Origin of the sequence: Nesterenkonia rhizosphaerae (assembly GCF_039544555.1) — a bacterium.
GTDB lineage: Bacteria > Actinomycetota > Actinomycetes > Actinomycetales > Micrococcaceae > Nesterenkonia > Nesterenkonia rhizosphaerae.
In genome coordinates this window covers 1,752,527-1,779,343 of sequence record NZ_BAABLW010000007.1, presented here as the reverse complement: position 1 = coordinate 1,779,343, position 26,817 = coordinate 1,752,527, and the positions used below count along the sequence as shown (strand labels likewise).

Below are 26,817 nucleotides of genomic sequence, written 5' to 3'. Positions count from 1 at the left end.
GCTGCCCGGCAGATCAGTCCAGGCAGAACTCGTTGCCCTCGGGATCTGTCATCACAATGAAACCGTTGCTCATCGGCGGGGCGGGCTCATGGCGTTCCCCACGCTGAGCGCCCAGAGCTACTAGCCGAGCACATTCTCGCTCAAGGACTGCCATCCGCTCTTCACCCTCAAGACCTGGCGCGGCCCGCACATCCAGGTGTACGCGGTTCTTGGCGCTCTTAGCCTCCGGGACCTGCTGAAAGAAAATCCGTGGGCCAACGCCGTCGGGATCCTCGAGGGCTGAGGCACTGTTGCGCTGCTCCTCTGGCACCCCGGCTTGGTCCAGGAAGGTGTCCCAGGCTGCTTGACCGTCCTCGCCCGGTGCCAGTTCTACCCCAGGTGGTGCCGGGTGTACGTAGCCGAGAACCTCTGCCCAGAATGAGGAGAGCGCTGCGGGGTCCTTGGCATCAAATGTGATCTGAATGGTGCTGCTCATGGTCTTCGCTTTCTTTCGGACGGTGGGGAATGGGACTGATCACCACTGGTGTGGCTGCTGCAGGAGCTTCAAGATTGCAGCCTCGCGCAGATTCTCGGCCCTGCGAGCTCTGACGTGGGTGCGGGGGCGGCAGTCTTGCACTTCTTCCCGGGCCGTTCGTCGCCGAGCCTGGTGTTCTGCCCAGCCCGTCAGGGCCTGACCCAGTCCCAGTATGAGTCGTTCATGCGGTGAATAGTGAGGAAGGACTGACATTGCTCTGCTCCTCTCTCTTAAGAGTTCTTCGGTAGATCACACTGTTCCAGTGATACCGGACAGATCGTGTCCGTAATGCGTGGGAGACTGTGAGCATGTCTTCGGAGGCGACGGTCGAGCGTGTTCTGCGCTTGTTATCCCTGTTGCAGCGGCGCCCGGTATGGACCGCTGGGGAACTGGCCGAGGAGTGTGGCATCACGGATCGGTCAGTCCGCCGAGACATTGAGCGCCTGCGTACCCTGGGCTACCCGGTGCAGGCTACCGCCGGGGTAGGCGGGGGATACCGGCTGGGAGCTGGGCGCGAACTGCCGCCCTTGCTGCTGGATGATGATGAAGCGACAGCCACTGCTGTTTCCCTCAGGATGGCAGCCGGGGGAACCGTGGCAGGGATCGGCGATGCTGCCCTGCGAGCCTTGGCCAAGATTGATCAGGTCATGCCTCCGCGCCTGCGTGGCAAAGTGCAGGCGCTTCACGACGCCACTGAGACGCTGGCGGGCACTGGTGAGGTCGACGTCGACATGTTGACTACCCTGGCGCAGGCTTGTCGGGAGCAGGTGCAAGTGCGGTTCGAGTACAGGTCTCATGACGGCCCTGCGCTGCAGCGAAGAGCGGAACCGCTGCGCATGGTGGCAGCGGGGCCGCGCTGGTACTTGATGGCTTATGACTTGCAGCGTGCGGACTGGCGGACTTTCCGACTGGACAGAATGCGGTCAGTGGAGACCACCACTTTCAGGTTCAGGCAGCGTGACCATCCGGACCCTGGTGAATACGTCCATAGCTCAGTGACCGCTTCGCCCTATCAGTATGTTGCTCGCGTTCGCTTGCATGCACCGGCTGAAGAGGTGCTGCGTAGGGTGCCGCCTCAGGTGGCGCGCATTGAAGCGGACGACGCCGAAGGGTGGTCCCTGTTCATCGCCGGGGCGCACGATCTGGAGTGGCTAGCCCTCTACCTCGCATCCCTGAACGTGGAGGTGGAGATCGTGGAGCCCGAGGAGCTTCGCGACGTCGTAGCGCGTTTGGCCAACAGTCTGAGCAGTATGGCCTCCGGTGCCCCGAATGCGGCGCCTGATTAGAGTACCGACGCGTGCCGGCCTAAGCTCGAGCCCTATCCGCATCGGCTCGTACTGGGTTGGGCCGGCGCCGGGACCGATCAGCCGCTGATGAACCTTTGGCGCAGATCTTCTGGCAGTCGATCGATAGCTAGGCGAAGAGCTGGACGCGGGATCCGCCGGTGATGACGGTCGAGGAAATCCACCAAGCGCTCTTGGTCAACTAGGCCGATTTCACGCAGGGCAGTCCCTACTGGCCTGGTCACTAACTCGGACTCGTCGTCGAGCAGCATCTCCACCAGGGTCTCAGGGTCGTGAAGATCTCCTGACCGGATGATCCAGAAGGCGGCGGTGATGGCTGTCCGGCGCTCCAAGGCTGTTTCGGAGCGGGCGAGGTCGAAGAGCGGCTCCCGGGACTTATCGAGAAGGTACCAGCCCACTACCCGAGGTGCAGCTCGATCCACCAGATCCCAGGCAGTGAGCAGATGGTGGTGGCTGAGGTAGGTCTCGTACAGTGCCCGGCGGTCATAGTCGTGGAGACCGCGGCGTCGTGCTTTGAAATCCAGGATGGCCACACCGACCATGCGCATTTCATACCACCGGCTGGTCAGTAGGGCAGAAACCTCCGGCAGTGGGAGATCCACCCAGGCCTTGGCGGTGTCAAAGACATCCTTCATTCGCACCCCGAGGGGTTCCATGCCGCTCTCTGCAGGCAACCGGCGGAGGATCTTCTCCCGTTCGGTCTGATTGTTGAGGCCCTCCAGTGTTGCGCACACGGCATCGACTCCGAGAACGGTCATCGCAGAGTTCGGCCTTCCATAAAATCAAGGCCTGCAGCCGCTAGCGCGGGTTCCAGAATGCGGATGGCCTTGGGTCCGACCCCGTGAATGGACAGGAGCTCCTTGCGAGTGTGCTGGGCGACCTCGGCGAGGCTGCTGATTCCCGCATGGTGCAGCTCGCGTACTGCAGTTTTGCCCATCTCGTTGGGTAGGTCTCCCACGGGCCGAACATCAGGGGTGTCAGCCATGACTGATCTCTTTCGTGTCGGGGTGGTTCAGGCATCAAGAGGATCGGCGATGATCTGCCAGGCATGACCATCGGGGTCGGTGGCTACGCCGGTGAACCCCCATTCCTGCTGCTCCGTCTCGGCCAGTATTTTTCCACCGTTTGCACGCATACGCTCCAGAGTGCCGCTGACTTCTTCGGCGGAGGTGACCTGAAGGCTCAACAGCACCTCGCTGAGCCCTGCGGGCGCAACATCTCCCTTACCGAGGACCCAGCTGAAGCCGCCGGCTGGAATCAGCATGAGAGAGGTGCGTTCGTCGAGGCTGAATTGCAGGGGCTCGGGTACTCCGTCCGCAGCCGGCTCGCCAAGGGGTTTGAGGCCGAGCGTCACCTGATAGAAGTCATAGCTTCGCTTCCGGTCTTCGATAGGCAGTGCAATGGTGACTGATCGCCTGATCATGAGCTCAACACCTCGGACTCCAGGCGGGCGTAGCTGGTTTCCATACCCCCTGTCATGCCGGTGGCAAGAATGGAGTCGCGCATGTCGGCATCGGCGTAGGTGATCACCAGCGTCAGCAGAGTTCCATCTTCCAATGGTGTCAGCGTCTGCTCATTCAGCGTGGCAGGACCAGGGAAACCCTCCATCGATTCGGTGGTCACCTCGCGGTAGGGAGGGGCGGATTCTTTGAGCTCCCCGGTCAGGGCGAAGGGCTCACCGTCGACCCCGGGCTCGGGAGTCCATGCATAGCGGTAGGTATCACCGACGGCGTGGGCCACCGTCACCTCGCTCATTACCCAACCGTCAGGCCCCAGCAGCCAACGTTTCAGCAGTTCTGGATCATGGTGAGCCTGCCAGACCTGCTCTACGCTGCCGCGGATGATGCGGGTGAATCGTGCCTGCGTCTGGCCGAGTAGCTGAGTGTCCACACCGTGACCGGCGGCGAAGCTGCGCAGATCCGTCACGACGTCGTCGATCTGAGCCATGGCGGCGCGAGTGCCTTCCTCCATGCCCATGTTCAGCAGCTGCTGCAGTTCGTCTGCAGAGTTGAAGTAGGTGGTGGTGGTCAGCCGGGAGCCGTCACCTGCGGCTTCGAAAAGAAACTCCATGCGCATAGAGGGCATCTCTTCGTTGGCTTGGCCGTCCTCAGCTGCGAACCCGTCGCGGACTTCAAAGCTGTGCCCTTCTTCTACGGTGAGGAACTCCCAGTAGCCAGCTGAGCGGTCGCCGTCGGGACCGGTCATGTAGTACTCACTGCGACCTCCGGGGTAGAGATCGTGCCGAGTAAAGGTCGCTGGATACTCCGGCGGGCCCCAGAATTTCTCGATCTGCCGCGGGTCGGCGTAGGCGTCCCAGAGCCGACGCACTGGGACGGGGAACTCGGCCACGATAGTCATGGTCAGGCTATCTAAGTCTTTGCTGATGGAAGTGAGTGGCATGGCTAGATCCTTCAGGTCAGGGGAGCGTCAGTCCCCAGCTAATAAGGTGTCGAGTTGATCGATGCGTCCCCGCCAGATGCGCTCGTAGGCGTCCAGGAGGGACTGAGCTCGGCGGAGTGTCTCCGGATTGCCGCTGATCCGCCGTTCGCGTCCGCTGCGTTGTTTAGTGACCAGCCCTGCTGTTTCCAGGACTGTAATGTGCTTCTGCACGGCCGCGAAGGACATGTCATAGCGGTGGGCCAGGTCAGAGATGGAGGCTTCCTCGGTGAGGGTGCGGCGAATGATGTCACGGCGTGTGGCATCGGCCAGTGCCCGGAAGATCCGGTCCACTTCGTCGTCACTGAGAGCAGGCTGCTGAACTTTATGTGAAACCATTTGGTTGAACGTTAAGCGATGGCTGCAGGAGCGTCAAGACCTATCGGCCCGAAAATTCTTCGCCGGGACTGTCGATCTTCCCGCGTGCGGATCGTCAGGATAGTGTCGGGCTGATCGGCTCGGCGTCTGGCACCCGGAGTACACCTAGATGCGCTCCGGGATGAGATAGGGAGAGATGATGAAGTACGCATTGTTGCTGATGGGCCGCGTGGATGACCCGAACTGCGGCGAAGATGGAGGGGCAGACCCCCAGGAGTTCTTTGCATACGATCAGGAGATCACTTCCGCTGGCGTGGTGGTGTCCTCCTTCGCGCTGGAGGATCCGGAGCACGCGGTGAAGGTGGAAACCAACTCCACCGGAGACCTTGTGGTCTCCAGCGGACCCTTCGCTGAGGTCCAGGAGTTCGTGGGAGGCACCTACATCATCGAGGTGGACGACATCGATGAAGCGGTGGCCTGGGCGAAGAAGAGCCCAGGGGCCAAGCCCGGAGGGCATGTAGAGGTCCGCCCTGTAGCGCCCTACTGAGCGGTCGCTTCTTGACTGAGACATCTCAGGACACGGTGCGCAGCGCACTGGAGTCCATCAGCGTCGAAGGTCGGAGCCGAATCCTGGCAAGCCTGGCCCGACGCTTTTCGGACCTGGACCTGGCTGAGGAGATGCTCCAAGAGGCTATGGTCCAGGCGCTGCGCACCTGGGGCCGCGATGGTGTTCCTGTGGTACCCGAAGCCTGGTTGACCACAGTGGCCGCCAGGCGCGGTATGGATATGCTCCGCCAGGATCAGGCTCGTGCTCGGATGATTCCGAGGCTAGGGGTGCTTCAGGAAAGAGAGCCGGCGGCCGCTACTGAACTGGACCCGGCGCAGGTGCTAGACGACGAACCTGCGGTCACCGATGAGCGCCTGGGACTGTTCTTCGCCTGCGCCCATCCGCTGCTGAAACCTGAGGAGCAGGTGGCTCTCACACTGCGGTTCCTCGCCGGGTTGAGCACCGCAGAGGTGGCACATGGCCTGTTGGTGCCGGTAGCGACCATGCAGCAGCGCATAGTCCGGGCCAAGCGCCGGATCAGATCACTCGGAATCTCCTTTGAGATCCCCACCCGGCAGATGCTGCCGGAGCGGCTGGGGGCAGTGCAGCGGGTGGTGTATCTGCTCTTTGCGGAGGGATTCGCTCGTTCAGCAGGTGGAAGCCATATCCAGGACGACCTCACGGAGGAGGCCGTTCGATTGGCCCGACTCCTGCGCGCGCTGATGCCAGGTTCCGCCGAGGCTACAGGGCTGCTGGGTCTTCTGCTGCTGACTCAGGCCCGGCGTCCGGCCAGAACTGACACCACCGGCCGGCCGGTGCCGCTGGCAGATCAGGACAGGTCACTGTGGGATCTGAAGCTGCTCTCCGAAGGTCTGGAGCTTGCTGAGCGAGCAGCACGCGCACCGGGTGCAGGCCGCTACGCCATCCAGGCGGCGATCGCGGCTGTTCACGCTGAAGCAGCGGATCTCAGTTCCACGGATTGGCCCCAGATCGTGGTGCTCTACCGAATGCTGGAGTCCTACGAGCCCACACCGGTAGTCTGGCTCGGGCGCGCGGTGGCGATTGGGCGGGCTCGGGGACTGGACGAAGGTCTCAGCAGTTGGAGGTGCTGGCAGCAGATCCAGCACTTCAGAGGTTCCGTGCCTATCACGTGGCCCGGGCTGTGACACTCCAGGAGCTCGGCGACGACGCCGCGGCGGCCTCAGCCTATGAACGAGCCCCGGAACTGGCCGGTAATGCGGCCGAGGATGAACTCCTCGTCGAGGCACTGGCGACAGTGCGGCCGAGCCGGTGATACCTGCTGGTTCGGCTTCCTGCGGCTAGTCCACTGCTCTCAGCAGGACTTCGGCAAGGTCTGCAGGGCGACTGAACTGTGGCCAGTGTCCGGTGGGCAGGTCGATGAAGCGCAGATCCGTGAGCCTTGGCAGTTCCGCAGTCGGTGCGAAGCCGCCGGCTGACCTTCGCTGAAGGCCTCGAACTCCGGTAGTGCTATCAGCCCCTCCGTGACGGGAAGGTCTTCTAGGACCGGGAGCCGCGCAGCGGGGACAGCGCTGCGATGAGTCCTGCGAGCGTAAATACACCCACGATGACGCTAAGAGTCCAGTAGTACCCAACCAGCCCCGCAAGAGCGCCGCCCAAGAGTGCACCCAGTACCGCCATGGTGCGGTTCGCTGCCCGCATTGTCGCGTGCATTCGCCCCAGGAGGTGGGCCGGTGTCGCGGCTTGGCAGTAGCCCATCTCATTGGGATCCTCGAATCCCATGCAGAATCCGTAGAGAGCTTGGGCCAGGCAGAGGATCGTTAATCCCCATACCTGATTGTCCGGTGCAAGCAGGACCAGCGCCCATGCTGCCGGATAAGTGAGCCGGGCGCCGATCACCGTGTTTCCCTCGCCGAACTTCCTTCCGAAGAACGGTGCGATAAGAGCCCCGCCTAAGGCCGCGAGCCCGGCAATAGCTAGGGTTGCACCGTAGAGCAGCGCAGGGAGATCCAGGTGGCGCAGCGCAAAGAGCGCGAATACTGTCACTGCCGCGCTGTTGGCGAGAAACCAGGTATGTGTAGACAGTGCAAGCGGGCGCAATGTCCGGTGGCGGTAGAGAAAGCGCATGCCGTCGCGAATATCAGTCCAAAGTCTCGGCTTCGCGGCACGAGCATCCTTCTGCGGTTCGGCGATGGGCACACATGCATAGACCAGCGCAGAGGCTAGGTAGGCCGCTGCTCCGCCTGCAATGCTCAGCGGAGCTCCGAGAAAACTCGTGGCGGCTCCGCCCAGGGGTGGGCCGGAGGTCTGTGCCACAGTCATGGCTTGACCGATTCTGGCGTTGGCGCTGACTAGCTGGTTGCGGCTCACGAGCCGTGGCAGGGTTGCTTGTTGGGCCGCTGCTGTGAATACGCCAAAAGTGCCTGCAATGAAGAGAGCGGCTCCAACTCCGGGCAAAGAGAGGTGGCCAAGCCACCACATGAGTGGAACGAGACCAAGCGCCATACCGGTACCTAAGGTGCTCCACACCAGTACCGGCTTTCTGCGCCAGCGGTCGATGAGTGCGCCCGCCACTAGGCCCACCAGTAGGTAGGGAAGAAACTGCGCGGCGCGGATGATGCCCACTTGTGCCTCGGAGGCCTCAAGCACATTGATGATCAGCGCGTCTACGGCAATGGTGGTGACTGACAGGCCAAAGAACGTCAGTGTTCCAGAAGACCAGAATCGAAGGAACCCGGGCTGACTCATAGGGCCCTGTGGGGCTGGTGTCGCAGGTTCCATCTCTGAAGACTACTTGTCCTCTCGCATGCGCAGGTTCACCACAGCCGAGGCCCGATCATGCGCTCGGCGATAGCGCTCTCGCGCTGCGCCTCGGCATGGTGGTGTCTTTCACGCAGATGGATTCGACGAGTGCGGACGGTGGCCCGATGCGTAGCGGCAGCCAGTGCGCGTGCCTGCGCCCAGCCAGTCAGGAGCACACCAATTCGGAACGCGATACGTTCGATCGGGGAGTGTGTCAGGATCGCGGAGCTCATGATGGGATCTTTCTTCTCGAAGGGTCAGCCTGTGCGGCTTACTGGGGGACTTAACCTAGCTTGCAGAGAAATCTCTGCATATGGCCACTATATGTTTGCAAAGGTTTCTTTGCAATACTTTCGGGGTGCTGGGTTGGAGATCAACTCCGCACGCGGTGTTGCTGTCCCTGGTCCGATCGCGTGCGCCAGCGGGGGACCGGCGGTCTCGCCGTAATTCGGCTGGCAAGGGTAGACGCACCCAGTAGGCGTTCATAGACTGACGGCGCCAGCCCTTGATGAGGCAGCCCAGTCAAGCGAATGCAATCAAGAGCGGAGTGACTATGAGCACCGTCGTCGAACATGTCCTGGCAGCCCCATCCCGGTACGTCCAAGGCCGGAACGTCATTCAGAAGCTGGGAAGCCATCTGAAGTCCTTGGGCTCCACACCTTTGCTGGTAGCCGACGATGTGGTCTGGGAGATCGTGGAGGACTCCCTGGCTAAGGGCTTTGAAGAATCGGACCTTCCTGTGACCCGTGTCGGCTTCGGCAAATTCGCTACGGCGGAGGCTGTGGACTCCCTCGTAGAGACTCTTCGCAACGGGGGTCACGATGTCATCGCCGGCATCGGCGGCGGTTCCACCATCGATGCGGTCAAAGCCGCAGGCCACCTCGCCGGCATCAGCTGGGCAAGTGTCCCCACGGCGGCATCCTCGGACGCACCCACCTCAGCGCTCGCGGTGATCTACACCGATGAAGGTGAGTTCGTGGAATACCGCTTCTTCCCCAAGAATCCGGACCTGGTGCTCATCGATACTGTCCTGGTGGCCAATGCCCCGGAGCGGTTCCTGGTCGGGGGCATCGGAGATGCGCTGGCCACCTGGGTGGAAGCACGCGCCGTTGCTAAGACCCGGGCCAAAACCATGGTGGGCGATGCCCCAACCTATACCGGCACCGCTCTTGCGGAACTGTCGTGGAAGATTCTGTGGGAGAACGCCCTGGATGCCCTGGATGCTGTGCGCTCCAGAACGGTTACTCCCGCCTTAGAGGCCGTGGTGGAGGCAAACACGCTGCTCTCCGGTCTCGGCTTCGAATCCGGGGGACTGGCCGCGGCCCACGCCATTCATAACGGCATGACAGCTGCCCCACAGACCCATGGCCTGACCCACGGTGAAAAGGTCAATATCGGCACACTGACCCAGCTGATCATGGAGGGTGCGCCATCGGCGGAGATCGAAGACTTCATAGTCTTCAGCACCAAGGTTGGACTCCCGAATAGCCTGGCCGAAATTGGCCTGACTCCAGAGGATCAGAAGGAGATTCGCGCTATCGCCGAAGCTGCCACGGTCGAAGGCGAGACCATCCACAATATGCCCTTCACGGTGACCCCGGAACTGGTTGCCGAGGCTATGACCGTGGCTGAGACCCTCTCCCGCCGCATCCGCGCAGAGCACGGCCTGCCCGAACCGCAGCTGTATCGGGCCCAGCACTAAGAAGCTGGCTGCTGAGGCCCTCGCGCCGGTGCAGCAGTCATTACGACGGCGACGTCGTCGTCGCCTGATGCTGGAGTGAGCTGAGGGCGGCGACGACCACCGGGCTGCTGGCTTGCGACGTCCGCACATGAGCCACAATTCTCCGCACCGGTGTCGGATCGCTCAGCTGCCGCACCACTAGGCCCTCTGGCATATCGAGCAGCGCCAGCGGAGGCAGCACAGTGATCCCCAGGCCGGCGCGAATCAGACTCAGTGCCGCGTGGTGGTCATCTAATCGTGCTGAGAAGACAGGGGAGTATCCGGCCGCCTGGCAGGCGCTGCGGATGATTCGACCCGTCGGGCTGTCGTGGATGTCATGGTCCACCCACATCTCCTGGCTCAACTGGCTCATGCTCACGCTGCCTTGACCGGCAAGGTCATGGTCTGCAGGGAGCACGGCATGCAGCTCCTCCAGCATCAGGACTTCACGGGTGTAACCCTCGAGGTGAGTCTCTACCTCTTCTGGAACTTCGTTTCGGATATCGATATCAGCTGGTCGCGGTCCCGGTGCTGCGTGCGGTTCGTTGAGACTGACCTCCACGGTCAGTTCACGTTCAACCCGCCGAGCCGCGGTGATGGCATCCGGCAGCCATTGCTGGGATGCCGAGGAGAAGCAGGCGATGGAGAGATGCGTGCTGCGCCCGTGCCGCAGGTCCTCGGCTAACCGTGCTAACCGGTCGAGCCCCGCTAGAGCCTCGGCGGCATGTTCTGCAAGGTGTTGAGCAGCCGACGTCGGACGTATGCCACGACCGTCACGCTCAAAGAGCACCAGATCGGTTTCCCGCGCGAGGGCAGAGAGATGCTGGCTGATTGTGGCAGGGGAGTAGTGCAGGTTCCGAGCCGCAGCCTGGATGGAACCAGCCGCTACTACCGCCTGCAGAACGCGGAGGCGTTGGGGATTCAGCACATCCTTCATTATTCGTTACTGGCGAATGATTCGCCATGTTTCATTGCTTGTGCCCACGTAGAGTGCGGGCCAGCATGGAACAGTGAGTCTCAGCACCTACTTCGCACTGGTCGGCGTCGCGGTCATCTTGGCCGTGACCCCCGGACCGGACACGATGCTCTCACTGCGCTATGCGCTGTCCTCCCGCCGTGCCGGGTTGGGTGCCGCCACCGGCTCCTCCCTGGCGGCCTTCGCCTGGGCGGCGCTAGCAGCCACCGGACTGGCGGCCCTTTTTGAGACTTCACCCCTGGCCTACGAGATCCTCAGTCTGGTGGGTGGCGCTTATTTGATTCTCCTGGGTGTCCGTGCGGTGTCCGTTGCACGGCTGCGCATGCGCGCAGTCTCCCTGGCGCGAACCCAGGAGAAGATGCTTGTAGGTGCCGGGGAATCTCAGGCGTCACCTGCTTCACTGACGAACGGAGATGTCGTTGACGTCCCTGCTGCTGCCCCAGTGAAAATCCTGCGCGCCCGCACCGGGCTGCTGGCAGGGATGGCCACGTGCATGACCAACCCCAAAGTGGGGCTGTTCTTTCTCGCCCTGTTCCCGCAGTTCACTCCGCAGGAAGCGCCGCTTGTCTTCACGGTGGGAGTGCTCGGAGGAACTGTTGCGCTGACCATGTATCTGTACCTGATCGGCGTCGTCCTCTTAGTAGATGGGGCAAACCGCTGGCTGTCGAATCCGTGGATCACCGGGTGGATCGAACTGGTCAGCGGCGCAACCCTGATGGTACTGGGCCTCTACATGCTCACCACCGGAGGTTGGGGACTTACCCAACTGCTGACTGCCTAGGTCGCCGATCCGGCGCGGTGGGAGTGCTGCCGTGAGGCTTTAGGATGGTTGGGTGACTCCCGAAGAACTTTCCGCAGCCGTACAGTCCGTTCTCACCGACGCCGTCGAAGCCGGTGAGCTGAACCTCCCCGAAGGTTCGGTGCCGCAGGAAGTCCGCGTGGAGCGACCCAAGAACCGCGACCACGGCGACTGGGCCACCACCGTCGCCCTGCAGCTGGCCAAGCCCGCAGGCGCCAACCCCCGCCAGCTGGCTCAAGTACTGGCCTCACGTATCGAGAACATCGACGGCGTCTCCGCAGTGGACATAGCCGGTCCCGGATTCATCAACATCACCCTCGATGCCGCCGCTGCAGGACAGCTGGCCAAGAACATCGTCGACGCGGGCGAGACCTTCGGTCACACTCAGGCTCTTGCCGGGCGCACGGTGAACCTGGAGTTCGTCTCTGCCAACCCCACCGGTCCGCTCCACATCGGCCACACCCGCTGGGCGGCACTGGGCGACGCCGTTGCTCGGCTGCTTCGCGCCTCCGGGGCCGAGGTCACCAGCGAGTACTACATCAACGACGCCGGCAACCAGATGAACGTCTTCGCCAATAGTGTGATGGCCCGCATCCACGGTGAAGACGTCCCCGAGGGTGGCTACCCCGGTGAATACACCAAGGATCTAGCTGCAGAAGTCCTCGCCGCCCGGCCCGAGGTCAAAGACATGCCGCGAGAAGAGGCCCTGCCGATCGTTCGCGAGCTGGCGTATCAGTCCCAGATGGCGCAGATCCAGCAGACTCTGGCTGATTTCGGCGTGCACTTCGACGTCTACTTCTCTGAAACCACTCTGCACAGCGAGGGCAAGATCGAATCCGCGATCGACACCCTGCGCCAACAGGGACATATTGACGACCGCGACGGCGCCATCTGGCTGCGCACCACCGACTTCGGTGACGATAAGGACCGCGTGCTCATCAAGGCTGACGGGGAACCTACTTATTTCGCCGCCGACGCCGCCTACTACCTCACCAAGCGCGAGCGCGGTTTTGAGGAGAAGATCTACCTGCTGGGGGCCGACCACCACGGGTACGTCGCGCGGCTGAAGGCGATTGCTGCCTGCGCAGGAGATGACCCGCAGAGGAACATCGAGATCCTCATCGGACAGCTGATGAGCGTGCGCGGAGCCAAGCTCTCCAAGCGTGCCGGCAACATCATCGAACTCGCGGACCTCATCAACTGGCTGGGCACAGACGCGCTGCGCTACACGCTGGCACGGTTCCCCGCTGACTCACCCATCGATGTGGACCCCGAGCTCCTGCAGTCCAAGACCAACGACAATCCGGTCTTCTACGTCCAGTACGCCCACGCCCGGGCCTGTAACGCGGCCCGCAATGCCGCCGCCTTCGACGTCGCCCGCACCCGTGAGGACGGTCAGCCCGCTTTCGACGCCAGCCTGCTGACCCACCCCACGGAAGAGGAGCTGCTGGCGCACCTGGGCCGCTTCCCCTCCACGGTCGCCTCCGCCGCGGAGCTGCGCGAACCGCACCGGGTGGCGCGCTACCTCGAAGCATTGGCCAGCGCATACCACGCGTGGTACGCCAAATGCCGCATGTCCCCGAGCACCCATCAGGACGGCACAGTTGACGAGGTCACCGACCTCCACCGGACTCGGCTGTGGCTCAATGACGCCACCGCCCAGGTGCTGCGCAACGGACTGAGCCTGCTGGGCGTCTCTGCGCCGGAAAAGATGTAAGGGAACCCCGCATGAACCTCGCACACCCCCTGGCACCGGAATGGCTCAGCCCCCGGACCGATACCGCAGATCTCGAAGCCGCACTACTTCCTCGCGACGCAGTGCGCAACGACGAGGGCGAACTGACTCTCGGCGGGGTCAGTGTCAGTGCCCTGGCGGCTGAGCACGGAACACCGCTGTACGTGATCTCCGAAGCCGAGTTTCGCACCCGGGCCCGCGAGTTCCGCGAAGCCTTCGCCGCAGCCTTCTCCGCCGATGACAGCGGTGCAGGAGCAGAGGTGGATGTCTACTACGCGGGCAAAGCCTTCCTCTCCACCCATGCGGCACGCTGGGCAGCAGAAGAAGGTCTCTGCGTGGACACCGCCAGCGGGGGAGAGCTGGCCATCGCCCTTGCTGCTGGGGTTACCCCTTCCCGCATCGGGCTGCATGGTAACAATAAGTCCGAGGCTGAAATCCGGCGCGCCCTGGAGGCCGGAGTAGGCCGGATCATCGCTGATTCCCTGGACGAGATCGATCGGATCTCCCAGATCGCTCAGAGGCTAGGCGTCGAAGCGCCCGTGATGCTGCGGCTGACCCCAGGCGTGCACGCCTCCACCCACGAGTACATCGCCACCGCCCATGAGGACCAGAAGTTCGGGCTCTCGCTGACACCGGCGGTGGACTACCAGCGTTCAGATCACGACGACGCCGCGAACCCATACCTGGGCTCACCGGCCTGGATGGCAGTAGAGCGCGCGCTGGATGCCCCAGGGATCAACCTCCTCGGCCTGCACTGCCACATCGGATCGCAGATCTTCGAAGCTGCAGGCTTTGAGGTTGCCGCCGGAAAGCTCATCAGCTTCTTGGGCCAGCTGCAGCAGGCCCACCAAGTCGTCCTGCCGGAACTAGACCTCGGCGGCGGTCACGGAATCGCCTACACCGAAGCTGATACCCCACGCGCCCCGCGGGAGATCGCCGAAGCCCTAGCTGCCGCAGTGCGCACTGCCTGCGCCGAACACGGCATCGGCATTCCGCGGCTGAGTATCGAGCCCGGCCGCGCCATTGTGGGGCCTGCAGGAGTGACCCTCTACAGCGTCGGCGTGCAGAAGGACGTCGTCGTCGAAGACGGTGTGACCCGCCGGTATATCGCTGTGGACGGCGGTATGAGCGACAACGCCCGCACGGTGCTGTACGACGCCGATTACTCAGCAGTAGTAGCCAGCCGGCAGATCACCGGCGAGCACCTGCTGTCTCGCATCGTGGGCAAACACTGCGAATCCGGAGACATCGTAGTGCGAAACGTATACTTGCCAGCGGCTGTGCGCCGGGGAGATCTGCTCGCGGTTCCAGCCACCGGCGCCTACTGCCACTCGCTGTCGAGCAACTACAACTACCTGACCCGCCCGGCCGTCGTCGCCGTAGCTCAGGGTGAATCCCGAGTGCTCATCCGCCGGGAGACAGAGGAACAGATGCTCAGCCGCGATACCGGCTACGCGCCCTGACCGGCTGCTGACTGCCAGTAGTCACAAAATAGTTACCAGGCGAAGAGGTGGGAATGGCTCAGGCCGAGGACATCGTCAGGATCGGACTGCTCGGTGCAGGAAATGTGGGCGCCCAGGTGGCCCGCACGCTCGTGGAAGAACGCGAGCTGATCTCAGCGCGGGTGGGCACACCGGTCAAACTCATTGGCGTAGCGGTGCGCGACCCCGAGGCTCCGCGTGACTGGAAGATCCCGGGCGAACTGCTCACTACCGACGCTGAGGCGCTGGTGGATGAAGCTGATCTCATTGTGGAGCTCATCGGAGGCTATGAGCCGGCAGGTGCGCTCATCGAACGCGCCCTGCGCCGCGGAGCCGCTGTGGTCACCGGCAACAAGGCCCTGCTGGCAACCCGCGGAGCAGAACTCGATGCCATCGCCGCAGAGACCGGCGCCGTGCTGCGCTACGAGGCTTCAGTAGGCGGTGCGATACCGATCCTGCGGCCCATCGAGGAGTCCCTCTCCGGTGATCGCATCACCAAAGTCATGGGGATCGTCAACGGCACCACCAATTACATCCTGGATCAGATGGACACCACCGGTGCCGCCTTCGGCGATGCCCTCGCTGAGGCCCAGAAGCTCGGCTATGCCGAAGCGGATCCTACTGCTGATGTAGAGGGGCACGACGCCGCGGCAAAGGCTGCCATCTTGGGCACGCTGGCCTTCCATGCACCATTCACCCTGGATGAGGTCTACTGCGAAGGGATCTCCCAGGTCACTGCCGATGATATTGAAGCCGCAGCCGCCTCCGGCTATGTCATCAAGCTGCTGGCCATCGCCGAGAAGCACGATGACGGCGCAGTGCTGCGAGTACACCCCACCCTGTTGCCGCGCACCCACCCGCTGGCCAGCGTCCGCGGAGCCTTCAACGCGGTATTTGTGGTGGCGGAAAATGCCGGAGAGCTGATGTTCTACGGTCAGGGCGCCGGAGGCAAACCCACCTCCTCAGCCATTATGGGCGACGTCGTGGCTACCGCCCGCCGGCTGCGCGCCTCCGTGGCTGAGACCCCCACAGTGCCGGCCGGTGCCCACCTGCCTGCCCTGCCCATCGAACGGGCCACCACCCAGTACTACATCGATATGCAGGTTGCCGACAGGGAAGGCGTCATCGCTGAAATCGCTCAGGTGTTGGCAGATCACCACGTCTCCATCGAATCGATGCGCCAGCCCGGCAGCGTGAGCGTAGAGGGTGAGGTGGAATCCGGGGAGAGCCTGGGTGCCCAGGTGCAGATTGTCACCCATCTGGCCCTGGAGAAAGACCTCGACGCCACGGTCAAACAGCTGAAGAGCCTGGATGTGGTCAAATCAGTGACCTCCGTGCTGCGCGTCGAAGTCGAGAAATAACCCCTCCCGCACCCCGGCGCGCACGCGTCACAAGACCTTTATAGTCAGTTCAGAGAACGGAGCAGCACGTGGCCCATCAGTGGCGAGGAGTGATCCGCGAATACGCCGAACGTCTTCCGGTGACAGAATCCACCGAAGTGATCACGCTGGGGGAGGGCGGTACCCCACTGGTACATGCCCCGGCGCTATCGGCACTGGTGGATGGCACGGTGTACCTGAAGGTGGAGGGGATGAACCCCACCGGATCCTTCAAGGACCGCGGCATGACTATGGCTATCACCTCCGCGGTGGCCGAAGGGGCCAAGGCCGTGGTCTGTGCCTCTACCGGAAACACCTCTGCCTCAGCAGCGGCCTACGCCACCCAGGCTGGCCTCACCTGTGCGGTGCTGGTGCCGGCAGGCAAGATCTCCATGGGCAAGCTCTCTCAGGCAGTGGCCCACGGTGCCGAACTGATCCAGATCGACGGCAACTTTGACGGCTGCCTGGACATCGCGCGCAAACTCGCCGAGAACTATCCGGTCTTCCTGGTGAACTCGGTGAATCCCTCCCGCATCGAGGGGCAGAAGACCGCCGCCTTCGAAGTGGTCGACGCCCTGGGGGATGCCCCGGACTACCACCTGCTGCCGGTCGGCAACGCCGGGAACATTACCGCGTACTGGAAGGGCTACCAGGAGTACGCGCAGCCCTGGAAGAAACCCGCTAACCCCGGTAACCCGGCCCACGACGACGCCGTCGAGCTGCCTGCCGTGGCCACCAAGACGCCCATTATGTGGGGTTTCCAGGCCGCTGGCGCTGCACCTATCGTGGCTGGCCACCCCATCACCGAACCCGAGACTGTGGCTACCGCGATCCGGATCGGCAATCCCGCCTCCTGGGAGAAAGCCGAAGCTGCACGTGATGAATCCGGCGGCGTGATCGAGGCCGTGACCGATGAGGAGATCCTCGCAGCTCATCGCTGGCTGTCCTCGAAAGAAGGTGTCTTTGTGGAGCCCGCCTCCGCCTCCGGAGTGGCTGGTCTGATCAAGAAGCACTCCGCCGGTGCTGCACCGGCCGGGAAAACCTGGGTGATCACCGTCACCGGCCACGGCCTCAAGGACCCCGACTGGGCCATCAACAACCCGGCGCTGCAGAACGAAAACGGCGAGGGAGCCCAGCCTACTCAGGTCCCGCAGGATGTGGAGACCGTGGCGCGAGCACTGGGCCTCTGAGGCTGGATCGAGGACGACGGAGCATGTCAGCAGCCGAAGTGAACCATCTGGGCCAGCTGGGCCAGGGGCAGCCGCCGGAAGCCGCAGCCGGCTCAGCAGCCGAGCCGTTGAGGACACCGCTGGAGCAGCCGCTGGTCTTCACGCTGCGGGTCCCGGCCACCAGCGCCAACCTTGGACCCGGATATGACTCCATGGGCTTGGCTCTTGAACTACGTGATGAGATCGAAGTAGAGGCACGTCCGCGGAAGAACCCGGCGCAGCCGGCGGTGGACGTCGTCGTCGTTGGTGAAGGTGCCGCTGATCTGCCTACCGATGCTTCGCATCTGGTGGTCGCCGTCGTGGAGAAGATCCTCGCCGCCAAGGGCTACTCCCTTCCTGATCTGAGCGTCCGGGCCACCAACGTCATTCCGCACTCGCGGGGACTGGGTTCATCGGCTGCGGCCATCGTGACGGCCGTGCTCACCGCAGACCAGCTGCTGCGTGCCTCCGCAGAAGGCATAGGTCTCAGCGATGATGAGAAGCTGCAGATCGGTTCACGGATTGAAGGACACCCTGATAATTATGTGCCCGCCTTGCGCGGGGGAGTCGGTATCTCCTGGGAGAGCTCGCCTGAGGGCGACGGCGCCCGCCGTTTCCGCACCGCCGCGCTTGAACCGCACCCGGAGTTGACGGCGATAGTTGCCATCCCTGGTTTTGTGCAGTCCACCGAAGCCGCCCGCGGATTGCTCCCGCCAACGGTCTCTCACACCGCGGCCGCCCGCAACAGCGCCCGTGCCGCCCTTCTGGTGCACGCCTTGACGCAGGACCCCCACCTGCTGCTGGAGGCCACCGAGGATTCGCTGCACCAGGAGTACCGACGGCCGGCTTTCCCCGCTGCGATGGCGCTGGTGGACTCGCTGCGGGCTGCGGGATTCCCCGCTATGATCTCCGGTGCCGGCCCCGCTGTGCTGACCCTGGTCACCACAGAGCGGGCCGCGGCGGTGAGCCAGCATATTGAAGCCTGGGGACGGCAGAGAGACACCGCAGACACGTTCCGACCGGTCAATCTGCTTCTGGCCCGTTCAGGTGCTACAGTGGAGTTAAGCCCCTAGTTAGCGCAGACGCAGATCTGCGAGGGGATCATTGCAGTTCTCCCATGCAGAGCGCATCACTTCTTATGGAGAACTGGTCATGCAATCCCGACGGTCACATCTGAGAAGCCGTTGACGAGACCGCAGGCCGAGATCATGCACATGTTCAGCGCGCCTGCCCGACGAGGGAGAAGGAAACCTTCGTGACAGACACCATCACTGAGGCACAGCCTCAGGACGCCGACAAGGCACCCAAGAACTCTGAAGCCCCCAGTGGAGGACTCGCGGGTCTTAAGCTGGCTCAGCTGAAGGCCCTGGCATCCCAGCTCGGCATTGCCGGCTCATCCCGGATGCGTAAATCTGACCTGGTTGAGGCGATCTCTGCCCACCAGCGCGGTGGCGCTGTAGCCGACCGCAAGAAGACTGCACCCGCTGAGAAGACGGAGGCCGAGAAGAGCACCGCTCCGAAGGCCGACGCTCAGCAGGACCGTGCTGAGAAGGCCGGCACCGAGAAGAACAGCACTGAGAGGAGCGGCGGCGAGAAGAACAACGCCGAAAAGACCTCCGAGTCCAACGGATCCGCTGAGCAAGCTTCTCAGGACGAGGCGCCGCGTCGCGGCGGACGCAACCGCCGCAGCAATAACGCTGAGGGCGAGCAGGAGCGCGGTCAGGACGAGCAGTCCGGACAGAAGGGCTCCGAGGACGATTCCGAGGGGGTTCAGTCGCGCAATAACGGCCGCAACCGGCGCAACCGTGACCGCCGCAATGACGACTCCCAGCAGGGTGAGCGCCAGAACAACGAGCGCAATAACGACCGGCAGAACAATAATGACCGGGCGTCTCAGGACAATGACAACGACGGCGACGACGAGGGCCGCGGACGTCAGCGCAATGATCGCAACGATCGCGGCGACCGGGGCGATCGCGATGACCGCCGCAACCGTCGTCGTAACCGCAATGAGCGCAACCGTCGCGGTCGCACTCGCGGCCCGGAGCACGATGACACCGAGGTCACCGAAGACGATCAGCTGATCCCGATCGCCGGCATCCTGGATGTACTCGACAACTACGCTTTTGTGCGCACCTCCGGCTACCTGCCCGGTCAGAATGACGTCTATGTGGCGCTGGCCCAGGTGAAGAAGTACAACCTGCGCAAGGGCGATGTGGTCACTGGCTCCATCAAGGCCCCGCGTGAGGATGACAAGCCGAATAAGCGGCAGAAGTTCAACGCTCTGGTCAAGGTGGACAAGGTCAATGGCCGTCCCGCTGAGTCCAACACCGATCGCGTGGAGTTCGGCAAACTGGTCCCGCTCTACCCGCAGGAGCGTCTGCGTCTGGAAGGCGGCGATCCCAAGGCCGTCGGCCCGCGCGTCATCGACCTGATCGCCCCCATCGGCAAGGGTCAGCGTGGCCTGATCGTCTCCCCGCCGAAGGCCGGTAAGACCATGATCTTGCAGGCCGTGGCCAACGCGATCAAGACCAATAACCCAGAGGTGCACCTGATGATGGTGCTCGTTGACGAGCGCCCCGAAGAGGTCACCGACATGCAGCGCACCGTTGATGGTGAGGTCATCGCCTCCACCTTCGACCGTCCCGCCGATGACCACACCACTGTGGCCGAACTGGCCATTGAGCGTGCCAAGCGCCTGGTGGAGCTGGGCAAGGACGTCGTCGTGCTGTTGGACTCCATGACCCGTCTGGGCCGCGCCTACAACCAGGCCGCTCCGGCTTCGGGCCGTATCCTCTCCGGCGGTGTTGACGCCTCTGCGCTCTACCCGCCGAAGCGCTTCTTCGGTGCTGCCCGCAATATCGAAAACGGCGGCTCACTGACCATTTTGGCCACCGCTCTGGTAGAGACCGGTTCCAAGATGGACGAGGTGATCTTCGAGGAGTTCAAGGGAACCGGCAATATGGAGCTGCGGCTGTCCCGTCAGCTGGCAGATAAGCGGATCTTCCCGGCAGTGGATGTCACCGCGTCCTCCACCCGCCGCGAAGAGGCTCTGCTCTCCCCGGACGAAGTCAAGATCATGTGGAAGCTGCGCCGGGTGCTCTCAGGCCTGGACCAGCAGCAGGGACTGGAACTGCTCATGAACAAGCTCAAGGAAACACAATCCAACGCTGAGTTCCTGATGCTGATCTCCAAGACCACCCTCGGCGAGAACGGCAAGTAGCTACGCATCAGAAGCCCGGGCCGAGCATACTGCTCATGGCCCGGGCTTCTGCCGTATCAGCGAAGACCACCACACTGATTAAGGACGTATCTGCATGAGCACCCAGATCAACCCCCGCATGTTCGACTCCGTCGGCACACTGCTCGAAGAGCATAAGGAGCTGCAGTCCAAGCTCGCTGAGCCGGAGACCCACGCAGACCAGGCGCTGGCCCGGAAGCTGGGACGCCGCTATGCGCAGCTCAACGGCGTGGTCGAGGCACATAAGCGCTGGAGACAGCTGCAGGATGATCTGGAGACCGCCCAGGAGTTCGCCGACGACGACGCCGAGTTCGCCGCCGAGGTGCCACGCCTACGTGCTGCACTGGATGCTGCAGCGGAGAAGCTGCTGCGAATGCTCATCCCGCGTGATGAGAATGATGCTCGCAACGCGATCCTGGAGATCAAGGGCGGTGCCGGCGGTGACGAGGCGGCGCTTTTTGCCGGCGACCTGCTGCGCATGTACACCCGCTACGCCGAAGCCAAGGGCTGGAAGACTGAGATTATCTCCTCCACCGCTTCTGATCTGGGTGGATATAAAGATGTACAGGTGGCCATTAAGGCCAATACCAATGATCCGGCTGAAGGGGTGTACGCCCACCTGAAGTTCGAAGGTGGTGTGCACCGTGTCCAGCGTGTGCCGGAGACCGAATCCCAGGGGCGAATCCACACTTCAGCAGCGGGCGTGCTGGTGCTGCCCGAGGTTGATGAGCCCGAGGAGATCGAGATCAATCAGAATGATCTCAAGATCGACGTATACCGCTCCTCGGGGCCGGGCGGGCAGTCGGTGAACACCACGGACTCCGCTGTGCGCATCACCCACCTGCCCACCGGCATTGTGGTGGCCATGCAGAATGAAAAATCGCAGCTGCAGAATAAGGAAGCCGCTATGCGCGTGCTCCGGTCCCGGCTGCTGGCCCACCAGCAGGAACAGCTGGACGCCGAGAGCGCTGCGGTGCGCAAATCCCAGGTGCGCACCATGGACCGATCGGAACGCATCCGCACCTACAACTTCCCCGAGAACCGGATCGCTGACCATCGCACCGGCTATAAGGCGTACAACCTTGATGCCGTGATGAACGGTGACCTGGAGCCAGTAGTGCAGTCCTGTATCCAACTGGATGAGCAGGAGCGGCTCGCCGCGCTCGGCGATTCGGATGGCTGATCTGCAGAATCTGCTGCGGCAGGCCGTTGCCCAGCTGCAGCACGCTTCAGTTCCCTCTCCACGTGCAGATGCCGAGTTGCTGGCAGGTCATGTGCTGGGTCTGACTCGCTCACAGCTGCAGCTGAAGGCAGTGACCGGTATGGAGGTCAGCGACGACGACGCCGAGCGGCTTGCGGGCCTGCTGACAGAGCGTGCCCGCCGCATCCCGCTGCAGCACCTCACCGGGACCGCGCCCTTCCGGCGCCTGGAGCTCAAAGTCGGCCCGGGGGCGTTCATTCCTCGACCAGAGACCGAAACCGTAGTCCAGGCCGCCCTTGATGAACTCATCCGGCTCGAGTCGGCCGGTGTGAGACGACCGCGTGTTGTGGACCTGGGCACTGGTTCTGGCGCTATCGCCGCTGCCATAGCCAGTGAACACCCATCAGCCGAGGTCCATGCCGTGGAACTCTCCGCGGAGGCTGCCTCCTGGGCAGAGCTGAATTTCGCTCACCTGCCCTCTGGTTCAGCCGAAGTCACGCTTCACCGCGACGACCTGCGCAACTTTCCTGATGGCTGGGAGGCAGAGTTCGACGTCGTCGTCTCCAATCCGCCCTATATACCTGCCGATATGGTCCCCCAGGACGAGGAAGTGCGGGTCCATGACCCGGAGCTTGCTCTCTACGGCGGGGGAGCCGATGGCCTGGAGCTGCCGCGGGCGGTGATCACCGCAGCCCAGCGTCTGCTGGTGCCCGGTGGCTGGTTCATCATGGAACACGCTGAGGTACAGGCCCCGGCACTGCAGCAGATCTGTCGCGCCCAGCCACAGCTGAGCCAGGTCAGCACGCACCAGGATCTCACTGGACGCGACCGTGCCACATCTGCACGCTTCGCAGTGTCATCGGAGCCCGAATCAGCAAGCCGCACCGGATAAGCGTGAAAGAATACACCGCGTGAGTGAGACCTTCGACGTAACCAGTCCGCAGACCCGTACCGCGGCGATCGACGCCGCCCGGGATGCTGTCCGCCGCGGTGAATGCGTAGTGCTCCCCACTGATACCGTCTACGGCATCGGTGCCGACGCGTTCTCGCCACAGGCCGTCGCCGTGCTGCTGGCCGCTAAAGGACGCGGCCGCAATATGCCGCCACCGGTGTTGATCGCCCGCCAGGAGGTTATGGATGCCCTGGCTACCGAGATTCCTGATTCGGCACGCGCCCTGGCGGAAACCTTCTGGCCCGGGGGGCTTACTCTGATTCTGCGCTCGCAGCCGTCTTTAGCGTGGGACCTGGGGGAGACCCGTGGGACAGTTGCCCTGCGAATGCCGGCAGACGAGGTTGCCCTGGAACTGCTAGCGGCCGTGGGGCCGATGGCGGTCTCCAGTGCCAATCGCACCGGGATGGCCGCGGCTACCACTGCCGCACAGGCTCAGGAGATGCTGGCCGAATCAGTCTCGATCTACTTGGAAGATGGGGAGCGCAGCACCAGCGCAGCTTCCACTATTGTCGACTGCACCCGCGAGGTGCCCACCGTGGTTCGTCAGGGAGCTATTCCGCTGCACGAGCTCCAGGCGATCGTCCCCGACGTCACGGCTGCAGAGACCGAATGATCTATTTCCTCATTGTGCTGACCGTCTCGGCGGTGACCACCTACGTGCTCACCCCGCCGGTCCGGCGCATCTCCTATCAGTTGGGGATCTACACCCCTATCCGCGAGCGTGACATTCACTCCGTGGTCAAACCGCGCTGGGGCGGTGTAGCTATCTATGCAGGAATGCTCGCCGGGTTGGGCGCTGCAGCCTTCATTCCCTACCTCAGCGGGCTGTTCAGTGATCTCACCCCGGTCATCGGGTTGCTGCTGGCCTCGCTGCTGATTGTCATCACGGGAATGGCCGATGATGCATGGGATATCCACTGGGCGCTGAAACTTGCCGCGCAGGTGGGCTGCGGCATCATCCTGGTGCTGCATGGGATCCAGCTAGAGGTCATGCCGGTGGGCTGGCTCGGCGTCGGCGGCCCGTTGCTGCAGGCATGTCTGACGGTGTTTCTGGTAGTGGCAACAATCAATGCGTTTAACTTCATTGACGGCCTGGACGGGCTGGCCGCAGGAGTGGCCGCCCTGGGCGGCTCGGCCTTCTTCCTCTACAGCTACCTGCTGACGCTGTCCATCAATGAGTTTGACGCATCAAATCTTGTGACCCTGCTCATGGCCATATTGGTGGGATCCTGTCTGGGCTTCCTGCCGCATAATTTCCATCCCTCCACGGTGATTATGGGGGATACCGGTGCCATGCTGCTGGGACTGATCATGGCAGCCGGGGCTTTGATCGTGACCGCATCTCTGGAACTGTCCCAGGAAACCTTCCGCTTCAGGAACATCCCGGCGTATATGCCGATACTGCTGCCGTTGGCGGTGATGCTGCTGCCGGTCCTGGATCTGGCGCTGGCGGTGATCAGGCGCACCGCCCGCGGAGCGTCCCCATTCAGCCCGGACCGTGGTCATCTGCACCATAAGCTCATCGATTCTGGCTACACCCATCCGCAAGCTGTGCTGCTGCTCTATCTCTGGGCTGGCCTGTTTGCCTTCGGATCCATCTCCTTCAACTTCCTGCCATGGTGGCTCGTGAGTATCGGACTGCTGCTGGCCCTCGCCGCTGCCGTCATCCTGACGCTGAGTCCTTGGCTACGCCGACGTGTGTTGCGGGCCCGACGAGCTGCAGCACAGCAGGCCCTCATGGCAAGAAAGGAGGCCAGGCAATGAGCAGAAACTCCTCGGCTCTGTCTCGTTCCCTTATTCGACTCTGTTCCAGAAGAGCACGCCGCACGATTCGTCACGACCCGCAGGAGAGACACACATGAGTCACGATGACGTGAGTTCCTCGCAGCGACCTACCGGGGCTGAGTCCGCGTCACGGCCGTCGACATCAAGTAGCCGTAGTTGGCGAAGCATCCTTGTGAGTACAGTGCAGTTCTGTTTCCTATTTGCAGCAGTTGCCGCGGGGGCAGCCGGTCTGTTTGCTGGGTGGGAGGCGGCCGCCTCTGCTTCGATCGGAGGCGGGACCATTACTGTGCTGGCTGTAGCCTCCGTAGCTGTCGTCCACTGGGCAGATCGCACAGTGCCAGAGCACCTTGTCACTGTATATCTTGTGACGTTCGTGATGAAGCTTCTCCTGCTCGGCGCACTGCTGGCGTTGCCAGTGCCGCAATGGGTGGAACGGGGGTGGGCGGGCATGACCGCGATTGTTGTCGTGCTGGTCTGGCAAGGAGTGATGCTCCGAGGTTTTACTCAACTACGCCACACTGTGAGTCCAGATTCGTCGCGGACGCCATAACACGAGCGAAACGTAGCCTAAAAAGACCCTCCAAGACTTGTCCATGGTCTTCACAGCAGAGTAGGTGAGAGCTACGTTCGAAGCGGCTAAAGATTTCACAGTCTTTTAGCCAACAGTGACAGGCGATGGCATGAGTACAAAGGAACAGGAGTGGTTTCGTATGTCGGCAAAAATGAAGGCAGGTAAAGCGCTAGGCGTCCTAACAGTAGCTGGAGGGCTGGCAGTGGCAGGTGCAAGCCCCGCCGCCGCTTCTTCCTACCAGGACGGGCGGTGTGACTCCGCTCAAGAAGGTGTTGCCTGGTCCATGCTGGCAGCAGGGGGCACCAGCGCCCTGGCGGGGATGGCCGGTGGTCCCGCCGTAGCGGCGGCTGCCGGAGTAGCAGGCGCTATGGGTGCCGCCTTTACTGCCAGCCCACAAGCGATAGCAGAGTGCCGCTAAGAATTGCTTAGGGTAGAGGTGGGGGCAGCGCAACAGCGCTGCCCCCACCTCTACCCTAAGCACGAAATACGGTGCACACTCGAAGCGTCCCGGGTAGCCTATTGAGGGACTTCAGAGGCGGAGAGGCATAGTTCTACAGAATGTAGTAATGTTGTCGCGACGGGCAGAGATGTGGTTGCCGCCACGGTCAGCTTTCTTGAGCGGGCCGTGGATCAGCCGGTTATTCCGTTCGATCAAATTTCCTCGCCCCTTTTTGAACGAAGCTGAATTACTGAAGTTTCGTCGACGACCGATGAGAGGACCAGCGTTGCTGTCGCTTGCCCTGAGAGCCGCCGATGGAGGCGAGTTCCAGCCGCCCACAATCAACGACACCCACCTGCCGGACATCATTCCGTGGGGAGCCGATTGGGGCACCTTCTTCGGCAAGAACATGCTGGCCGTGCTTCTCTCGGTGATTGTTGTCTGGGCGTTCTTCCACTTCGCAATCCGCCGCCAGTCCCTGGTGCCCACCCGTACCCAGTTCGTTGCTGAGAGCATCTACGGCTTTGTGCGCAACAGCTTCGGCCGCGACATCATCGGCGAGAAGGAATTCAAGGCCTGGGTGCCGTTCCTCTTCGCAGTGTTCACCTTCGTGCTGGTGAACAACCTCTTCGGTGCCATTCCGGTGCTGCAGATGCCCACCTTCTCCCACGCGGGACCTGCCTATGTCATTGCAGGCATTGTTTACGTGGTGTGGGTCGGCGTCGGCTTCCAGCGCTACGGATTGAAGTTCATCAAGCTGGCGACTATCCCCTCAGGGATCCCCAAATGGATTACTCCGGCGATCTTCGTGCTGGAGTTCATCTCCAACTTCATCGTCCGGCCAGTGACGCACTCAGTGCGTATCATGGCGGTTCTTCTGGCTGGTCACATCATCGTGATGCTGATCTCCGGCGGTGCGGAGCACCTTGTAACCCAGGCTGAGAATATCGGTCTGAATATCTTGGGCTTCGGCATTCTTCTTGGTGGCATCCCAATGTACTTCCTGGAACTGCTGATCATGGTGGTCCAGGCCTACGTCTTCACCCTGCTCACTGCGATCTACCTGCAGGGGGCCCTCGAGGCAGACGCCCACTAGAGGCGCAGGGTGCACACACCCGCATAGTTTTCTAACTGAATACTCCGTAAGAAAGCGCCGGACCACCCGGCACCTTCACAAGAAAGAGAGCACATGGAAATCACCGGTAACCTCAACATGATCGGCTACGGCCTGGCAGCTGTCGGCTCCGCAATTGGTGTGGCCATGGTCTTCGTTGCCTACATCAACGGTGTTGCCCGCCAGCCCGAGGCACAGCGCGTGCTGCAGCCCATCGCCATCTTCGGCTTCGCTGTGGTTGAGGCGCTCGCGATCTTCGGTCTCGCACTCGCCTTCGTCCTCTAATCACTTAAGGACTTATCGCGAGCAGCTGGGG

General features: G+C 62.6%; 28 protein-coding genes. 19 read left to right on the top strand and 9 right to left on the bottom strand.

Features of this window, described 5'->3' with window-relative positions; all coding sequences use genetic code 11:
* Positions 1-13 precede the first annotated feature (13 nt).
* The gene (locus ABEA23_RS14030; RefSeq protein WP_044494547.1) at positions 14-475 is read right to left on the bottom strand and encodes a VOC family protein; all 462 of its coding nucleotides are present in this window, start codon (positions 473-475) and stop codon (positions 14-16) included.
* A 347-nt stretch (positions 476-822) separates the two neighbouring features.
* Here ABEA23_RS14030 and ABEA23_RS14025 point away from each other — a divergent pair, with 347 nt between their 5' ends.
* On the top strand, positions 823-1,800 hold the full coding sequence (locus tag ABEA23_RS14025; RefSeq protein ID WP_345478599.1) for a helix-turn-helix transcriptional regulator: 978 nt from the start codon (positions 823-825) through the stop codon (positions 1,798-1,800).
* A 77-nt stretch (positions 1,801-1,877) separates the two neighbouring features.
* Here the strand turns inward: ABEA23_RS14025 and ABEA23_RS14020 are convergent, their stop codons facing one another.
* Genes ABEA23_RS14020 through ABEA23_RS14000 form a run of 5 tightly spaced genes read right to left on the bottom strand, consistent with a single transcriptional unit; the run spans position 1,878 to position 4,593 of the window.
* Positions 1,878-2,576 carry a DNA alkylation repair protein gene (locus ABEA23_RS14020; protein WP_345478598.1) on the bottom strand — a complete coding sequence of 233 codons (699 nt, stop codon included), beginning with the start codon at positions 2,574-2,576 and terminating at the stop codon, positions 1,878-1,880.
* Complete coding sequence (locus tag ABEA23_RS14015) at positions 2,573-2,803, bottom strand: helix-hairpin-helix domain-containing protein (RefSeq protein ID WP_345478597.1); 231 nt, start codon at positions 2,801-2,803, stop codon at positions 2,573-2,575. Before ABEA23_RS14015 ends, ABEA23_RS14020 begins: the two co-directional genes overlap by 4 nt.
* Before the next feature lie 27 nt (positions 2,804-2,830).
* A complete protein-coding gene (locus ABEA23_RS14010; RefSeq protein ID WP_345478596.1) occupies positions 2,831-3,241 on the bottom strand; it encodes a VOC family protein in 411 nt (136 codons plus the stop codon).
* The gene (locus ABEA23_RS14005) at positions 3,238-4,218 is read right to left on the bottom strand and encodes an SRPBCC family protein (protein ID WP_345478594.1); all 981 of its coding nucleotides are present in this window, start codon (positions 4,216-4,218) and stop codon (positions 3,238-3,240) included. The genes ABEA23_RS14010 and ABEA23_RS14005 overlap by 4 nt, the downstream gene beginning before the upstream one ends.
* A gap of 27 nt (positions 4,219-4,245) precedes the next feature.
* Positions 4,246-4,593: an ArsR/SmtB family transcription factor gene (locus ABEA23_RS14000; RefSeq protein WP_345478593.1), complete on the bottom strand. Its 348-nt coding sequence runs from the start codon at positions 4,591-4,593 to the stop codon at positions 4,246-4,248.
* A 175-nt stretch (positions 4,594-4,768) separates the two neighbouring features.
* Here ABEA23_RS14000 and ABEA23_RS13995 point away from each other — a divergent pair, with 175 nt between their 5' ends.
* Genes ABEA23_RS13995 through ABEA23_RS13985 form a run of 3 tightly spaced genes read left to right on the top strand, consistent with a single transcriptional unit; the run spans position 4,769 to position 6,413 of the window.
* Positions 4,769-5,119, top strand: a complete 351-nt coding sequence (locus ABEA23_RS13995) for a YciI family protein (RefSeq protein ID WP_345478592.1) — start codon at positions 4,769-4,771, stop codon at positions 5,117-5,119.
* 11 nt (positions 5,120-5,130) lie between these two features.
* A complete protein-coding gene (locus ABEA23_RS13990) occupies positions 5,131-6,285 on the top strand; it encodes an RNA polymerase sigma factor (protein ID WP_345478591.1) in 1,155 nt (384 codons plus the stop codon).
* The gene (locus ABEA23_RS13985; protein WP_345478590.1) at positions 6,282-6,413 is read left to right on the top strand and encodes a hypothetical protein; all 132 of its coding nucleotides are present in this window, start codon (positions 6,282-6,284) and stop codon (positions 6,411-6,413) included. Before ABEA23_RS13990 ends, ABEA23_RS13985 begins: the two co-directional genes overlap by 4 nt.
* A gap of 224 nt (positions 6,414-6,637) precedes the next feature.
* Here ABEA23_RS13985 and ABEA23_RS13980 read toward each other — a convergent pair whose 3' ends face one another.
* On the bottom strand, positions 6,638-7,879 hold the full coding sequence (locus ABEA23_RS13980; RefSeq protein ID WP_345478589.1) for an MFS transporter: 1,242 nt from the start codon (positions 7,877-7,879) through the stop codon (positions 6,638-6,640).
* Between the two features lie 35 nt (positions 7,880-7,914).
* Positions 7,915-8,133 (bottom strand): hypothetical protein, encoded by a 219-nt coding sequence (locus ABEA23_RS13975; RefSeq protein ID WP_345478588.1) that lies wholly within the window; start codon positions 8,131-8,133, stop codon positions 7,915-7,917.
* A gap of 320 nt (positions 8,134-8,453) precedes the next feature.
* Here ABEA23_RS13975 and ABEA23_RS13970 point away from each other — a divergent pair, with 320 nt between their 5' ends.
* Positions 8,454-9,602: a glycerol dehydrogenase gene (locus tag ABEA23_RS13970; RefSeq protein WP_345478587.1), complete on the top strand. Its 1,149-nt coding sequence runs from the start codon at positions 8,454-8,456 to the stop codon at positions 9,600-9,602.
* A gap of 40 nt (positions 9,603-9,642) precedes the next feature.
* On the opposite strand, the gene ABEA23_RS13965 is transcribed toward ABEA23_RS13970, so the two are convergent.
* Positions 9,643-10,548, bottom strand: coding sequence for a LysR family transcriptional regulator (locus ABEA23_RS13965; protein ID WP_345478585.1), 906 nt, complete (start codon positions 10,546-10,548; stop codon positions 9,643-9,645).
* 82 nt (positions 10,549-10,630) lie between these two features.
* Between ABEA23_RS13965 and ABEA23_RS13960 the strand changes: the two genes are divergently transcribed.
* From ABEA23_RS13960 to ABEA23_RS13895, 14 genes are all read left to right on the top strand, one after another.
* Complete coding sequence (locus tag ABEA23_RS13960; protein WP_345478584.1) at positions 10,631-11,377, top strand: LysE family translocator; 747 nt, start codon at positions 10,631-10,633, stop codon at positions 11,375-11,377.
* 52 nt (positions 11,378-11,429) lie between these two features.
* A complete protein-coding gene (gene argS, locus ABEA23_RS13955) occupies positions 11,430-13,112 on the top strand; it encodes an arginine--tRNA ligase (RefSeq protein WP_345478583.1) in 1,683 nt (560 codons plus the stop codon).
* Between the two features lie 11 nt (positions 13,113-13,123).
* On the top strand, positions 13,124-14,593 hold the full coding sequence (lysA, locus tag ABEA23_RS13950) for a diaminopimelate decarboxylase (protein WP_345478582.1): 1,470 nt from the start codon (positions 13,124-13,126) through the stop codon (positions 14,591-14,593).
* Between the two features lie 53 nt (positions 14,594-14,646).
* Positions 14,647-15,972: a homoserine dehydrogenase gene (locus ABEA23_RS13945; RefSeq protein WP_345478581.1), complete on the top strand. Its 1,326-nt coding sequence runs from the start codon at positions 14,647-14,649 to the stop codon at positions 15,970-15,972.
* 68 nt (positions 15,973-16,040) lie between these two features.
* Positions 16,041-17,180 carry a threonine synthase gene (thrC, locus tag ABEA23_RS13940; protein WP_345478580.1) on the top strand — a complete coding sequence of 380 codons (1,140 nt, stop codon included), beginning with the start codon at positions 16,041-16,043 and terminating at the stop codon, positions 17,178-17,180.
* A 23-nt stretch (positions 17,181-17,203) separates the two neighbouring features.
* Positions 17,204-18,271 (top strand): homoserine kinase, encoded by a 1,068-nt coding sequence (thrB, locus tag ABEA23_RS13935; RefSeq protein WP_345478579.1) that lies wholly within the window; start codon positions 17,204-17,206, stop codon positions 18,269-18,271.
* Between the two features lie 182 nt (positions 18,272-18,453).
* Entirely contained in the window at positions 18,454-20,421 is a 1,968-nt protein-coding gene (gene rho, locus ABEA23_RS13930; RefSeq protein ID WP_425577198.1) for a transcription termination factor Rho, read from the top strand.
* 118 nt (positions 20,422-20,539) lie between these two features.
* Positions 20,540-21,622, top strand: a complete 1,083-nt coding sequence (gene prfA / locus ABEA23_RS13925) for a peptide chain release factor 1 (protein WP_345478697.1) — start codon at positions 20,540-20,542, stop codon at positions 21,620-21,622.
* Positions 21,615-22,532 carry a peptide chain release factor N(5)-glutamine methyltransferase gene (gene prmC, locus ABEA23_RS13920; protein ID WP_260072193.1) on the top strand — a complete coding sequence of 306 codons (918 nt, stop codon included), beginning with the start codon at positions 21,615-21,617 and terminating at the stop codon, positions 22,530-22,532. The genes prfA and prmC overlap by 8 nt, the downstream gene beginning before the upstream one ends.
* Positions 22,533-22,542: 10 nt before the next feature.
* Positions 22,543-23,205 carry an L-threonylcarbamoyladenylate synthase gene (locus ABEA23_RS13915; protein ID WP_420873606.1) on the top strand — a complete coding sequence of 221 codons (663 nt, stop codon included), beginning with the start codon at positions 22,543-22,545 and terminating at the stop codon, positions 23,203-23,205.
* Positions 23,202-24,356, top strand: a complete 1,155-nt coding sequence (locus ABEA23_RS13910) for an MraY family glycosyltransferase (protein WP_345478578.1) — start codon at positions 23,202-23,204, stop codon at positions 24,354-24,356. Before ABEA23_RS13915 ends, ABEA23_RS13910 begins: the two co-directional genes overlap by 4 nt.
* 701 nt (positions 24,357-25,057) lie before the next feature.
* Complete coding sequence (locus tag ABEA23_RS13905) at positions 25,058-25,366, top strand: hypothetical protein (RefSeq protein WP_345478577.1); 309 nt, start codon at positions 25,058-25,060, stop codon at positions 25,364-25,366.
* Between the two features lie 307 nt (positions 25,367-25,673).
* Entirely contained in the window at positions 25,674-26,483 is an 810-nt protein-coding gene (gene atpB / locus ABEA23_RS13900; protein WP_345478576.1) for a F0F1 ATP synthase subunit A, read from the top strand.
* Between the two features lie 93 nt (positions 26,484-26,576).
* Positions 26,577-26,786, top strand: a complete 210-nt coding sequence (locus ABEA23_RS13895) for a F0F1 ATP synthase subunit C (RefSeq protein ID WP_345478575.1) — start codon at positions 26,577-26,579, stop codon at positions 26,784-26,786.
* Positions 26,787-26,817 lie beyond the last annotated feature (31 nt).

Bases quoted from the DNA above. Each gene is read 5' to 3' on its own strand.
- ABEA23_RS14030 (WP_044494547.1), bottom strand. From the start codon at position 475: ATGAGCAGCACCATTCAGATCACATTTGATGCCAAGGACCCCGCAGCG.
- ABEA23_RS14025 (WP_345478599.1), top strand. From the start codon at position 823: ATGTCTTCGGAGGCGACGGTCGAGCGTGTTCTGCGCTTGTTATCCCTG.
- ABEA23_RS14020 (WP_345478598.1), bottom strand. From the start codon at position 2,576: ATGACCGTTCTCGGAGTCGATGCCGTGTGCGCAACACTGGAGGGCCTC.
- ABEA23_RS14015 (WP_345478597.1), bottom strand. From the start codon at position 2,803: ATGGCTGACACCCCTGATGTTCGGCCCGTGGGAGACCTACCCAACGAG.
- ABEA23_RS14010 (WP_345478596.1), bottom strand. From the start codon at position 3,241: ATGATCAGGCGATCAGTCACCATTGCACTGCCTATCGAAGACCGGAAG.
- ABEA23_RS14005 (WP_345478594.1), bottom strand. From the start codon at position 4,218: ATGCCACTCACTTCCATCAGCAAAGACTTAGATAGCCTGACCATGACT.
- ABEA23_RS14000 (WP_345478593.1), bottom strand. From the start codon at position 4,593: ATGGTTTCACATAAAGTTCAGCAGCCTGCTCTCAGTGACGACGAAGTG.
- ABEA23_RS13995 (WP_345478592.1), top strand. From the start codon at position 4,769: ATGATGAAGTACGCATTGTTGCTGATGGGCCGCGTGGATGACCCGAAC.
- ABEA23_RS13980 (WP_345478589.1), bottom strand. From the start codon at position 7,879: ATGGAACCTGCGACACCAGCCCCACAGGGCCCTATGAGTCAGCCCGGG.
- ABEA23_RS13975 (WP_345478588.1), bottom strand. From the start codon at position 8,133: ATGAGCTCCGCGATCCTGACACACTCCCCGATCGAACGTATCGCGTTC.
- ABEA23_RS13970 (WP_345478587.1), top strand. From the start codon at position 8,454: ATGAGCACCGTCGTCGAACATGTCCTGGCAGCCCCATCCCGGTACGTC.
- lysA (WP_345478582.1), top strand. From the start codon at position 13,124: ATGAACCTCGCACACCCCCTGGCACCGGAATGGCTCAGCCCCCGGACC.
- ABEA23_RS13945 (WP_345478581.1), top strand. From the start codon at position 14,647: ATGGCTCAGGCCGAGGACATCGTCAGGATCGGACTGCTCGGTGCAGGA.
- thrB (WP_345478579.1), top strand. From the start codon at position 17,204: ATGTCAGCAGCCGAAGTGAACCATCTGGGCCAGCTGGGCCAGGGGCAG.
- prfA (WP_345478697.1), top strand. From the start codon at position 20,540: ATGTTCGACTCCGTCGGCACACTGCTCGAAGAGCATAAGGAGCTGCAG.
- prmC (WP_260072193.1), top strand. From the start codon at position 21,615: ATGGCTGATCTGCAGAATCTGCTGCGGCAGGCCGTTGCCCAGCTGCAG.
- ABEA23_RS13910 (WP_345478578.1), top strand. From the start codon at position 23,202: ATGATCTATTTCCTCATTGTGCTGACCGTCTCGGCGGTGACCACCTAC.
- ABEA23_RS13905 (WP_345478577.1), top strand. From the start codon at position 25,058: ATGAGTACAAAGGAACAGGAGTGGTTTCGTATGTCGGCAAAAATGAAG.
- ABEA23_RS13895 (WP_345478575.1), top strand. From the start codon at position 26,577: ATGGAAATCACCGGTAACCTCAACATGATCGGCTACGGCCTGGCAGCT.